At 75.8% G+C, this 12,445-nt stretch carries 10 protein-coding genes; 6 read left to right on the top strand and 4 right to left on the bottom strand.

Going from position 1 to position 12,445, the window contains the following annotated elements:
• Nucleotides 1-127: 127 nt before the first annotated feature.
• On the bottom strand, nt 128-1,522 hold the full coding sequence (locus ACI79F_RS24245) for a nitrate/nitrite transporter (RefSeq protein WP_456547659.1): 1,395 nt from the start codon (nt 1,520-1,522) through the stop codon (nt 128-130).
• A gap of 172 nt (nt 1,523-1,694) precedes the next feature.
• Between ACI79F_RS24245 and ACI79F_RS24240 the strand changes: the two genes are divergently transcribed.
• The 4 genes from ACI79F_RS24240 (at nt 1,695) to ACI79F_RS24225 (ending at nt 5,178) form a co-directional block, all read left to right on the top strand.
• Nucleotides 1,695-2,507 carry a hypothetical protein gene (locus ACI79F_RS24240; RefSeq protein WP_456547660.1) on the top strand — a complete coding sequence of 271 codons (813 nt, stop codon included), beginning with the start codon at nt 1,695-1,697 and terminating at the stop codon, nt 2,505-2,507.
• Nucleotides 2,508-2,683: 176 nt separating this feature from the next.
• Nucleotides 2,684-3,211 (top strand): SigE family RNA polymerase sigma factor, encoded by a 528-nt coding sequence (locus ACI79F_RS24235; RefSeq protein ID WP_456547661.1) that lies wholly within the window; start codon nt 2,684-2,686, stop codon nt 3,209-3,211.
• Nucleotides 3,208-4,638, top strand: coding sequence for a hypothetical protein (locus ACI79F_RS24230; protein ID WP_456547662.1), 1,431 nt, complete (start codon nt 3,208-3,210; stop codon nt 4,636-4,638). Before ACI79F_RS24235 ends, ACI79F_RS24230 begins: the two co-directional genes overlap by 4 nt.
• Nucleotides 4,639-4,725: 87 nt before the next feature.
• A complete protein-coding gene (locus ACI79F_RS24225; RefSeq protein WP_456547663.1) occupies nt 4,726-5,178 on the top strand; it encodes a nuclear transport factor 2 family protein in 453 nt (150 codons plus the stop codon).
• Nucleotides 5,179-5,394: 216 nt separating this feature from the next.
• On the opposite strand, the gene ACI79F_RS24220 is transcribed toward ACI79F_RS24225, so the two are convergent.
• From ACI79F_RS24220 to ACI79F_RS24210, 3 genes are read right to left on the bottom strand one after another with little or no spacing between them, the layout of a single operon-like run.
• Nucleotides 5,395-5,736, bottom strand: a complete 342-nt coding sequence (locus ACI79F_RS24220) for a Rieske (2Fe-2S) protein (RefSeq protein WP_456547664.1) — start codon at nt 5,734-5,736, stop codon at nt 5,395-5,397.
• Entirely contained in the window at nt 5,733-8,276 is a 2,544-nt protein-coding gene (gene nirB, locus ACI79F_RS24215; protein WP_456547665.1) for a nitrite reductase large subunit NirB, read from the bottom strand. Before nirB ends, ACI79F_RS24220 begins: the two co-directional genes overlap by 4 nt.
• Nucleotides 8,276-10,867, bottom strand: a complete 2,592-nt coding sequence (locus tag ACI79F_RS24210) for a molybdopterin oxidoreductase family protein (RefSeq protein ID WP_456547666.1) — start codon at nt 10,865-10,867, stop codon at nt 8,276-8,278. The genes nirB and ACI79F_RS24210 overlap by 1 nt, the downstream gene beginning before the upstream one ends.
• A 154-nt stretch (nt 10,868-11,021) precedes the next feature.
• Here ACI79F_RS24210 and ACI79F_RS24205 point away from each other — a divergent pair, with 154 nt between their 5' ends.
• Both ACI79F_RS24205 and ACI79F_RS24200 read left to right on the top strand, forming a co-directional pair.
• On the top strand, nt 11,022-11,822 hold the full coding sequence (locus tag ACI79F_RS24205; protein ID WP_456547667.1) for a TetR/AcrR family transcriptional regulator: 801 nt from the start codon (nt 11,022-11,024) through the stop codon (nt 11,820-11,822).
• A gap of 106 nt (nt 11,823-11,928) precedes the next feature.
• On the top strand, nt 11,929-12,445 hold a 517-nt coding region (locus ACI79F_RS24200), incomplete at its 3' end, for a PRC-barrel domain-containing protein (protein WP_456547668.1).

Here is a 12,445-nt window from a genome sequence, read left to right as displayed (position 1 = left end):
CCCCCCCCGCCCCCCCCCCCCCCCCCCCCCCCCCCCCCCCCCCCCCCCCCCCCCCCCCCCCCCCCCCCCCCCCCCCCCCCCCCCCCCCCCCCCCCCCCCCCCCCCCCCCCCCCCCCCCCACTCCGCATCAGACGCCGGCCATCGGGGCGCCGCGGCGCAGGTACACCGCCCAGGTGACCGCGACGCAGACGCCGTAGAAGGCGATGAACGCGAGGTAGGCGCCCTCGCCGTCGCCGGTGGCGAGGAACGACTGCCGGAACGCCAGGTTCACCAGCACCCCGCCGAAGGCGCCCACCGCGCCGGCGATGCCGATCAGCGCGCCGGACATCCGCAGCGCCCGCCGGTCGGCCGCGGCGCCGTCGCCGCCGGCGGCCACCGACAGCTGCGCCTGGCTGCGGAAGATCGCCGGGATCATCTTGTAGGTCGAGCCGTTGCCGATGCCGCTGAGCACGAACAGCAGGACGAACCCGACGACGAACAGCGGCAGCGACCCCGCCTGGCTGGCGGCCAGCACGACCGCGGCGCCGCCGGCCATCGCGACGAAGGTCCAGAAGGTGATCCGCGCGCCGCCGAACCGGTCGGCCAGCGAGCCGCCCAGCGGCCGGATCAGGCTGCCCAGCAGCGGGCCCAGCCAGGTCAGGTAGGCGGCCTGCAGCGGGGTGTCGAAGTCGGCGGCGAACTGGTTCTGCAGGACCTGGCCGAACGCGAACCCGAAGCCGATGAACGAGCCGAAGGTGCCGATGTACAGGAACGACATGACGTAGGTGTGCGGCTCGCGCAGCGCCTCGCGCATGGCCCGGGGCTGGTTGCGGGCGGTCGCCAGGTTGTCCATCAGCAGCGCCGCGCCGACCGCCGCGACGACGATCAGCGGGATGTAGACCCACAGGACAATCCGCGGGTGCGAGGCGCCCGCGGTGGCCAGCACCAGCAGGCCGACGAGCTGGATCACCGGGACGCCGAGGTTGCCGCCGCCGGCGTTCAGGCCCAGCGCCCAGCCCTTGAGCCGGTCGGGGTAGAAGGCGTTGATGTTGGCCATCGAGCTGGCGAAGTTCCCGCCGCCGACGCCGGCCAGGCAGCTGACGACCAGCAGCGTCGAGTAGTCGACGCCCGGCTCCAGCACGATCGCGGTGGCGATGGTCGGGACCAGCAGCAGCGCGGCCGACACGATGGTCCAGTTCCGCCCGCCGAACCTGGCGACGGCGAAGGTGTAGGGCAGCCGCACGAACGCGCCGAGCGCGGTCGGCAGCGTGGTGAGCAGGAACTTGCCGGCCGGGTCGATGCCGTACACCGGCTCGGGCAGGAACAGCACGAGCACCGACCACAGGCTCCAGATCGAGAAGCCGACGTGCTCGGAGAAGACCGAGAAGAACAGGTTGCGGCGGGCGACCCGCTTGCCGGTGGCCTCCCAGAACCGCGGGTCCTCCGGGCGCCAGTCCTCGATCCACCGCCCGCCCGGGAGCGGTGGCGACGCCGGCGGGGCGGCGGTCGCGGGAGCGGCGGTCGGGCGGGTGGGGGCAGCCATGGGGGAACGGTGACGGCGCCCGGTTCCCCGCCCGTTGCCGCGACGGAGAACGTGTGTTCCGTTTCCCTCACCGCCCGCGCGGGCCGCCGGTGAGGCCGGCGCCTGCCCCGCGGTGGTGAGGCCGCGGGCGCAGCCGGTGCGCGGGCGCCGCGCCGCCGGGATGATCACCGGCGTGAGGAACACCCTGGACGGCGCGGCGACCGACGGCACCGCCCCCGACGGCCGCTCGCTGGTGGAGACGGGCGAGCCGGTGGCCGGGTCGATGAGCCGCTCGGCGGCCACGCTGCTGTTCGAGCCCACCGCCACGCGGGTGACCCTCGACCCGCGGCTGGCCGCCTGCCTGCGCCGGGTGGCCGTCGACGGCGCGCTGCTGCCGGTGCCCCGCGAGCGGGTCCGGGCCGGGGCGGCGCTGGCGTTCGCCGTCGAGCTGACCGTCACCCGGACGTCGCAGGGCCGGCCGGTGCGCTCCGACGGGTTCCTCACCGCCGACGTCGGCGGCCGCGCGCCGGCCGACGAGCTCGCCGAGGCCGCCGTCCTGGCCGCCCGGCAGACGCCCGAGGAGTGGCGGGTCCGGCACCTGGGCTACCTGATCGGCGAGGCCGCCGTCTCCCCCGACCTCGACGCCGGCGTCGTCCACCGCGGGCTGCGGCTGGCCGGCGAGCTCACCGGCCGGCAGCTGGTCGTGCTCGCCGCCGTCGGCCGGCGCGACCGGACGCCGCTGCCGATGGCCCCGCTGCCGGTGGACCCGCGCGGCTGGACGGCGTGGGGCGCGCTGGAGGACGTCGCCGACCTGCAGCGCCGCGGGCTGCTCGACCCGCCCCCCGCGGTCCCCCGGCCCGGCGGCGCCGCGCTGCCCCGGCTGCGGATGGCCGACCTGCGGCTGACCCGCCGCGGGGTGCTCGTGCACCGGCTGCTCGCGCTCGACTTCGTCCGCGACGAGGCGGTCGCCGCCGTCCTGGCCGCGCTGGACCTCCCCCGCTCCTGATCCCGGCCGCGGGTCGTGACCTGATCGTGGAGAGGGACCCCCGTGCCCCCCACTGGTCGCCCGCTCGCAGCGGGCCCCTGCACGAGGGCCACCGTTACCGGAATGTGATGCCTCTGCTGTGGGGTCCCTGGACGTCCCGCCGCGTGTAGGGGGCAGGACCTGCGGGAGGGGGCTGCGTGCGCCGGGACGACGACCGGGACGACGAGCGGGCCTTCGCGGACTTCGTGTCCCGGGAGCAGCCGGCCCTGCTGCGCCTCGCCGTCCTGCTGACCGGCGACCGCGGGCACGCGGAGGACCTCGTGCAGACCGCGCTGGTGAGGACCTACCGGCACTGGCGGCGGATCTCGGCCGCCGGTCCCCCGACGGCGTACGTGCGGCGGGTGATGGCCACCAGCCACGTCAGCTGGCGGCGCCGGCTGTGGACCACCGAGCAGGTCGTGGAGACCCTGCCCGACCGCCCGGACCCCGCCGCCGCGCCCGCCGACCCCGACGAGGACCTCCGCGCCGCGCTCCGCGCCCTGCCCCCGCGCATGCGCACCGCGGTGGTCCTCCGCTACTACGCCGACCTGTCGGTGCAGCAGACCGCCGAGGCGATGGGCTGCTCGGCCAGCGCGGTCGACACGCAGACCAGCCGGGGCCTGGCCCGCCTGCGCGCCGCCCTCGTCCCACTCGTCCCGGCCGGCCGGCCCGAGGAGCGATCGTGAGCACCGAGACGAGCACCGAGACCGTGCTGCGCGAGCGGCTGGCCCGCATCGCCGAGCGCACCGCCCCGCCGGAGGACCCGGGCCTGGCCACGCGCGTGGCCGCGCGGTCGCGGGCCGGGCACCGGCAACGGGTCGGGCTGACCGCGCTGGCGGCGGCCGTCGCGGCCGTCGTCGTCGCCGTCCCGGTGGCGCTGTCCGGGCCGGCCGCCGAGCCGGCGCCCGGCCCGGCCTCCCCCGCGTCGACGGCCTCCGTGTTCGCCGGTCCCACCCGGGGCCCGCTGGCCGGGGACGCCGCGTTCGTCGAGGGCGTGCGGCAGCTGCCGTGGCAGCTGCCGGAGCAGGGGCTGACCGGCCCGGAGCCCGACGTGTCGACGCGCCGCGTGGTGTGGGCCGGTGACGTCCCCGGGAGGCGGTGGGCGCTCGTCGTCGGGGAGAACACCGCCCGGCCCGAGGGCGCGGCCGCCGACCCCGCGGTCCAGACGGACCTCGGCGCGCTGAGCGACGTGGCGATGGCCTGGTTCGCCGGGCCGCCGGGCGCCGGTCCGGCGCAGATGGAGCTGGCGACCGTCCCCCGCGGGGTCGACCCGGCGCAGCCCGTCGGCCTGGCCGACAACACCACCGGCGCGCTGGTCGTGGTCGCCCTGCGCGGCGACTCGATCGACGTCTCCCGCCGGCCCGAGGTCGGCGCGGACGCGGCGGTCACGCGGACGTGGGAGCCGGCCGACGTCTCCGAGGGCGTCGCCGTGGTGGCGCTGCCCGACGACGGCACGGCGCGACCGCCCGCGCTGCGCTTCCGGGTGACGCGGGAGGGCCGGGAGGTCGTGACCGGCAGCCCGGAGACGACGGTGACGTCCGGGCCGACGGCCGTGGCGACCGTGGAGTGGCTGCGCCCCGGGTCCTACGCGCTCATGGCCGATGCGATGGCCCACGGCCTGCTGGATCTCTTCGGCCTGCCGGGGGACGACGTCCGCTTCGTCCTGGCCTGGCTGGGCTTCGTCCCCGCACCCGGCGACCGGAGCGCGGACGTCACCGTGCTCACCGCCACGCTGCCCTCCGGCGCCGTCTACGTGCAGGCGAACCTCATGGTCAACCGACCGGACGGGAGCGGCGCCGGCGCCGCGTGCGGCACGGAGCTGCGGCCCGCCGGACCGCCGGTCGCCGAGCAGACGTTCGTCGTCCGCTGCGACGTCACCGACCTCGGCCCGGACCCCGAGGTGCTGCCGACCCTGGTGGTGGTCGCGCCCCCCGCGGCCACCGTCGCCCGGGCGCTGGACGCGGGCGGCGGGGAGCTCGGGTCCGTCGCCCTGGAGGCGGGGGTGGCCGTGGCGTCCTTCCCCGAGGGCACCGTCACGGTGCGGACGGAGACGGCCGACGGCGCGGTACTCGACGAGCGCGCGCCGATGGGCACGGTGGACTGGGGTGAGTGAGGCTCCCGGGCCGGTGCGCCGGCGGGACGGCGACGCGGCCGCCCGCCGCTATGGTCCGCGCCACATCCGACCGAGCCCGGAGGACCCGTGGACCTGCAGACCCTCGCCGACCGCATCGAGATCCGCGACGTGCTGACCCGCTACTGCCACGGCATCGACCGCGGCGACTGGGAGATGTACCGCAGCGTCTTCACCGACGACGCGGTCATCGACTACACCTCGGCCGGGGCGCCCTGCCTACCGCGCGACGAGATGGTGGCCCTGCTGTCGGGGACGTTCGCCACGTTCCCCTTCACCCACCACCACGTCACCAACGTCGAGGTGCACCTCGACGGCGACACCGCGCGGGTGCTCGCCGACTTCTACAACCCGATGCAGGTGCCGGGCGTCGAGGGGCGCAGCACCTGCGGCGGCTACTACCACCACGAGATGGTCCGGACGCCCGACGGCTGGCGCTCCCGGAAGCTGGTCGAGGAGAACGTCTGGTTCGTCAACCCGCCGGCCGCGGTGCCCGAGCACGTCGTCGTCCCCGCGTCGTGAGGTCCCGGGTCCCGCCCCATCGGGGGCGGCACCCGGGCGCGGTCAGGCGGACGTGGCCTGCACGACCTCGGAGATCTTCGGCGCGGGGCCACGGACGACGACCATCCCCAGTGGGCTGCCCGGCACGCTGTCACCTCGCAGCGCTGCCGTCGGCCCGGGAGCCGACAGCAGCGCTGCGAGGTGACGGCGAGGACGGCCGACGCACGGGCCGGGGCCTCACACGTCGACGACCACCATCCCGTCGACCTCGCGCACCGGGTACGTGCGCACGGCCAGAGCGCCGCTGGTCGCGGCGCCGTCCACCCACCGGTAGGCGTACAGGTGCAGCGGGCAGACGAGCACGTCGGGGTCGGTCTGCCCGTCGGCGAGCGGCCCGCCGGCGTGCGGGCACGCCGCCTGGGTCGCGTGCAGGGATCCGTCGCGCAGCCGGAAGACGGCGACCTGGGTGCCGCCGGCGACGAAGGCCCGCCCCTCCCCCGGCGGCACGTCCTCGACCCGGCCGACGGTGTGCGCGCGGACGCCGGAGGCAGCGGCCAGGCGTTCGGTGGTGAGGCTCATCGGACGGGCACCTCCGGCAGGTCGACGAGGGGCAGGGACGTGCGGAACTGACCGGGCGTGGCGGGCTCGGCCAGGTCCTGGCCCCACGGGTCGCGGTAGGCGTCGACCGAGCGCTGCATGGCCGCGTCGAGGTCGGCGCAGATGCCCTCGCTGTCCTCGAGCAGCACCTGCTTGATCCGCTCCAGGCCGATCCGCGGCACGAAGTCGTAGGTGCGCTCCAGCCAGTTCGCGTTCTCCCGGTAGTACTGCATGAACCGCCCGGCCAGCTCGATCACCGCCTCCGGGGAGTCGACGGTGGCCAGCAGGTCGCCCTTGCGCACGGTGGCACCGGCGGCGCCGCCGACGTGGACCTCCCAGCGGCCGTTGCCGACCGCGACCACCCCGACGTCCTTGACGTAGGCCTCGGCGCAGTTGCGCGGGCAGCCCACCACGGCGAGCTTCATCTTGGCCGGGCTCTCGATGCCCTGGAAACGGCTCTCCAGGTCGATGCCGAGCTGGGTGGAGTCGCCCAGGCCGAAGCGGCAGAAGTCGCTGCCCACGCAGGTCTTCACGGTGCGGAAGCTCTTGCCGTAGGCGTACCCCGAGGGCATGCCGAGGTCGGCCCACATGGCCGGCAGGTCCTCCTTGCGCACGCCGAGCAGGTCGATGCGCTGGCCGCCGGTCACCTTGACCATCGGCACCTCGTACTTCTCGGCGACGTCGGCGATGCGCCGCAGCTGCGCCGGCGTGGTCACCCCGCCCTTCATCTGCGGGACGACGGAGAAGGTGCCGTCGCGCTGGATGTTGGCGTGCACGCGGTCGTTGATGAACTCGCCGTCCTTCTCCGGGACGAAGTCCACGCCCCAGACCGTCTTGAGCAGCGAGGTGAGGCCCATCTTCGACTTGGCGTCCTCCTTGCCGCCGGGCGCGAGCGCGGCGAAGACGGCGGAGACCGACCGCAGGTCCCGCTCGCGGATGGCCGCCATCAGCTCCGGCTTGGCCAGCGGGATGCCCGGCACGTACCAGGAGGCCGCGGGGTCCTCGGCGACGTCGCCGTCGGCGGCCCACTCCACGATCTGCTTCACCAGCGACGTGCACGAGCCGCAGCCCTTGCCGGCGCGGGTGCGGTCCATGACGGCGCCGACGCTGCCGCAGCCGTCGGCGACCGCGCCGCAGATCGCGCCCTTGGTGACGCCGTTGCAGTTGCACACCTGGCTGTCGGCGGGCATCTCGGCGACTGCGGCCTCCCCATGGACCGACCCAGAGCCGTCGGAGAGGTCGACCAGCAGCCGGATCCGCTCCTCCGGCAGCGGGGAGCCGCGGTCGAAGGCCTGGGTGAGGAAGGCGACCTTGCGGGTGTCGCCGAGCAGCGTCGCGCCGACCAGCCTGTCGTCGCGGATGACGACCGACAGGTGCACGCCCCGCTTCGGCTCGCTGATCACGAGGAACTCGTCGTCGTCCCGCTCGGGGGTGTTGACCCCCATCGTGGCGACGTCGACGCCGGCGACCTTGAGCTTGGTGGCGGTGCGGCTGCCGGTGTACTCGGCGGCCGGGTCGCTGCCGGTGAGCACGTCGGCGAGCACCTTCGCGTGCTCCCAGGCGGGGGCGACCAGCCCGTAGACCGAGCCGCGGTGCTGCGCGCACTCGCCGATCGCGTAGACGTCGGGGTCGTCGGTGCGCAGCTGGTCGTCGACGACGACCGCCCGCTCGACCTCCAGCCCCGAGCGGACGGCGACGTCGGTGTGCGGCCGCACCCCGGCGGCGACGACGAGCAGGTCGCAGTCGATCCGCCGGCCGTCCTTGAGCACCACCCCGGTCACGGAGTCCTCGCCGAGCACCTCGGTGGCCAGGACGTCGAGGTGCACGGTGATGCCGAGCGACTCGACGCTGCGCTTCAGGATGGCGCCGGCCTCGGCGTCGAGCTGGGCGTTCATCAGCCACGGCATCGCGTGCACGAGCTCGACCTGCAGCCCGTGGCCCTGCAGCGCCCGGGCGGCCTCCAGGCCGAGCAGCCCGCCGCCCAGGACGACGGCCCGCCGGCAGCGGCCGGTGGCCTCGAGCATCGCGCGGGTCTCGTCGATGGTGCGGAAGCCGTACACGCCGGGCAGCAGCTCCCCGTCGGCGGTCCGGACGCCGTCCATCGGCGGGATCCACGAGTAGCTGCCGGTCGCCAGCACCAGGTGGTCGTAGGGCGTGACGCTGCCGTCGGAGCCGTACACCACCTTGGCCGCGGTGTCGGCCCGCTGCACCCGGACGCCGGCGCGCAGCTCGACGCCGTTGTCGGCGTACCAGTCGTGGCTGTTGAGGACGATCTCGTCCTCCGACGACTCCCCGGCCAGCACCGGGCTGAGCATGATCCGGTTGTAGTTGCCGTGCGGCTCGTCGCCGAACACGGTGATCCGGAACTGCTCGCCGCCGCCGCGCTCGAGCACCTCCTCCACGAGGCGGGCGCCGGCCATGCCGTTGCCCACCACGACCAGCCGCGGGCGGGGGTCGAGGTCGTCGTCCCCCAGCGGGAGCGAGGTCATGCCCTCCGGGCGTCCGCCCAGGACGGTCGTCATCAGACCTCCACCAGCCCCAGGTCGACGACGAGCTCGCCGGTGACGCCCTCGGGCGCGGCGGCGTGCAGCTCGACGACGGTGCCGCCGGGCAGGTCCTCGACCACCCGCAGCGGCACGTGCACATCCCCCTTCGCGCCGATCGGGAACCAGCGCATCGGCTCGCCGTCGCGCAGCAGCAGGACGTAGACCAGCTCGCCGGTGGAGTTGCCGCCGCGGAAGTACAGCGCCTGGGCGGTCGCGCCGGCGGGCACGGTGTAGCGCAGGGCGGCGTCGACCGGGCCGGGCTTGGCCAGCCCCTCGCCGGTGACCGGGTAGACGCCTTGCAGGAAGCGGGGGGTGCTCTTCACGCGGGTGCTCCTCCGTGGTGCGGAACGGGCCGGGGGGCGGGGTGCGGGGACGGCGGTCGGGGCGTGCGGGCGGGGCTGCGGCTGGGTGCCGGCCCCGGGCGGCGCGATCTGCTCGGTGGGCCCGCCGACGCGGGTCACGGCGACGGCGCAGACCTTGAAGGCGGGCATCCGGCTGGTCGGGTCGAGGGCGGGGTCGGTGAGCGCGTTGGCGCTGGAGCCGCCGCCCCAGTGGAAGGGCGCGAAGACGACGTCGGGCCGGATCGCGTCGGTGACCTGGGCGTGGAAGCGGGCGCGGCCGCGGCGGGTGGCCAGCTCCACGACGTCGTCCTGCGCGATGCCCAGCCGGCGGGCCAGGTCGGGGTGCAGCTCGGCGCGGGGCGTGGGCGCGACCACCGACAGGCTGCGCGAGCGGCGGGTCTGCGTGCCGGACTGGTACTGGGCGAGCACCCGGCCGGTGGTGAGCACGTAGGGGTACTCGGCGTCGGGGCGCTCGTGCGCCTCGACGTGCTCCACGCGCAGGAAGCGGGCCCGGCCGTCGGGGGTGGCGAACCGCTCGGCGAACAGCCGCGGCGTCCCCGGGTGCGTCTCGTCCGGGCAGGGCCAGAAGACGCCGTCCTCGGCGTCGATCCGGTCGTAGCTGATCCCGGAGTAGTCCGCCGCTCCCCCGGCGCTGGCGCGGCGCAGCTCGGCGAAGACCGTCTCGGGGTCGCCGGAGAACAGGTGCCCGGCGCCCAGCCGGCCGGCGAGCGTGGCCAGCAGCTGCAGGTCGTCGGGGACGCCGGCCGGCGGGTCCAGGGCGCGCCGGCGGCGGACGACCCGCCCCTCGACGTTGGTCATCGTGCCCGCCTCCTCCGCCCACATGGCGCTGGGCAGGACGACGTCGGCGAGCTCGGCGGTCTCGGACAGGAAGAAGTCGCTGACCGCGAGGAAGTCCAGGTCGTGCAGCCGGCTGACCACCCGGCGGGCGTCGGGCGCGGAGACGGCGACGTTGGAGGCCAGCACCAGCAGCGTGCGGACGCCGCCGTCGGTCCCGAGGGCGTCCAGCAGCTCGAAGGCGCTCGTCCCGGGCATCGGCAGGGCGTCGGGGTCGACGCCCCAGACCGCGGCGACGTGCGCGCGGGCGGCGGGGTCGCGCAGCGACCGGTAGCCGGGCAGCTGGTCGGCCTTCTGCCCGTGCTCGCGGCCGCCCTGCCCGTTGCCCTGCCCGGTCACGGTGCCCCAGCCGCTGCCGGGCCGGCCGGGCAGGCCGAGGGCGAGCGCCAGGTTGATCCACGCCTGGGCGGTGTCGGTGCCGCTGCGGTGCTGCTCGGCGCCGCGGGCGGTGAGCACGATCGCCTTCTCCGCCCGGGCGAGGGCGAACACCGTGCGCCGCTGGTCGGCGACCGGCACGCCGGTGAGCCGCTCCACCCGGTCCGGCCAGTAGGCCGCGACCGCGGCGCGGACGTCGTCGAAGCCGGTGGTGCGCGCGGCGACGTACTCCTCGTCGACCAGTCCCTCGGCCACCGCGATGTGCAGCAGCCCGTTGGCCAGTGCGAGGTCCGTGCCCGGCAGCGGCTGCAGGTGCAGCGCGGCGTGGCGGGCGGTGGCGGTGCGCCGCGGGTCGACGACGACGTGCTCGGCCCCGCGCTCGCGCCCGGCGTCGAGGTACTGCATCGCCGGCGGCATGGTGTCGGCCGGGTTGCTGCCGACCAGGACGACGACGTCGGCCGCGGCGAGGTCGCTCAGCGGGAACGGCATGCCGCGGTCCAGGCCGAAGGCGCGGTTGGCGGCGCCGGCGGCCGAGGACATGCAGAACCGGCCGTTGTAGTCGATCGCGGAGGTGCGCAGCGCGACGCGGGCGAACTTGCCGAACTGGTAGGCCTGCTCGTTGGTCAGCGAGCCGCCGCCGAAGCAGCCGACGGCGTCCCGGCCGTACGTCCGCTGGGTGCGGCGGATCGCGCCGACGACCCGGCCCAGCGCCTCGTCCCACGTCGCCTCGACCAGCGGGCTGGTGCGGTCCCCGGGCGTGGCGCGCACCAGCGGGTGGAGCAGCCGCTCGGGGTGGTCGAGCAGCTCGACCGACGACCAGCCCTTGGAGCACAGCCCGCCCCGGTTGGTCGGGAAGTCCAGCGGGACGACGCTGGCCGGGCGGGCGCCGGCGGTGACCGCCATGCCGCACTGCAGCGAGCAGTACGGGCAGTGGGTGTGCGTGGTCCGCTGCGTGCGGGACCCGTCGGCGGGCGCGGGCACGGCTGCGGCGGTCACGGGGACGAGCGTGCGGGGCCGTCGTTTCCCGGCGTGGGCCTCGGCGTCAACGGTGGGTTCCGATGACCTCACAACCGGGCACTGCCTCCGGTGCGGTGGCACGACGGGCAGGATGCAGGGGACGGGGCCCGAAGACACCGGGCGAGGAGGTGCCGTGGCGACACCCGACGGTCCCGGCCGTCCCCTCGACCCCGACGTCCCGGAGGCCCGCGGCGGCGCGGCCGCGGTGCTGCCGGCCGGCCCGCCCGACACCGGCCGGGTGCCGCTGGACCGCCGGCGGATCCTCGGCGCGGCGGTGGAGTTCATCGACACCCACGGGCTGAGCGCGCTGACCATGCGCCGGCTCGGCGCCCACCTGGGCGTCGAGGCGATGGCGATGTACCGCTACGTGCCCGGCCGCGAGCAGCTGCTCGACGGGGTGGTCGAGAGCGTCATCGACGAGCTCTACGGCGACCCCGACGTCCTCCTCGAGGCCGCGCACGGCTGGCAGGACTACCTGCAGCGGCTCGCGCACGGGGTGCGGCGGATCGCGCTGGCCCACCCCGAGGTGTTCCCGCTGGTCGCCACCCGACCGCCGGCGGCGCCGTGGGTGCGCCCGCCGCTGCGCAGCCTGCGGTGGGTCGAGTCCTTCCTCGTCGCGCTGACCGGCTCCGGGTTCACCGAGGAGTCGGCGGTGGCGGCCTACCGCGCCTACAGCAGCTTCCTGCTCGGCCACCTGCTGCTGGAGGTCTCGCAGAAGGGCGTCCCGGTCAACGCCGAGGACGCCGGGGTGGGCCATCCCGAGGTCGAGCCGGACCTGAGCGGGTACCCGACCGTGGTGCGGCTGCAGGACCTGCTGTCGCTCGACGAGTCGGCGGCCGAGTTCGAGGAGGCCCTGGAGAACCTGCTCGGCCGACTGGAGGCCGTCCGCCGCGAGGGCCGCAGCCCGCGCCGGCCCTCCTCCTTCGACGCCTGACGCGTTTACGTCGTAAACCCGCCGGGCAGACCTCAGGCGGCCCGGCCGGGTGGAGCTCCCCGGTCCCAGCGGCCGTCCCCCAGACCCCTTCCGCGAGGAGCGAACCGTGATCACCCAGCAGCAGATCGGCAACGTCATCGGCAGCACCGCCGTCGGCCCCCAGGGCAAGCTCGGCACCGTCGGCGAGGTGTACCTCGACGACTCCACCGGCCGCCCCGAGTGGGCCACCGTGCGCACCGGACTGTTCGGCACGAAGGAGGCGTTCGTCCCCCTCGCGGAGGCGACCCTGTCCGGCGACGAGCTCCGGCTGCCCTACGACAAGGACCAGGTGAAGAACTCGCCGCACCACGACGTCAGCGTCGAGGGCCACCTCTCCCCCAGCGAGGAGGCCGAGCTGTACCGGTACTACGGCATCGGCGACAGCCGCTCGATCGCCGACGCCGTCGGCACCGCCCGCGGCCCGGAGCTCGTCGAGACGGCGTCCGACACGACGGTGACCACCGGCACCACGGGCGGCTACGAGACCCGCGGCACCGTCGGCCACGACACCTCCGGCCCGACCACCGACAGCGCGATGACCCGCTCCGAGGAGCACCTGTCGGTCGGCACCCGCAGCGAGGAGG

It is taken from the genome of Blastococcus sp. SYSU D00868 (assembly GCF_054050575.1).
Note: the sequence above shows the minus strand (reverse complement) of the source record. Positions and strands in the feature narration are given on the sequence as shown.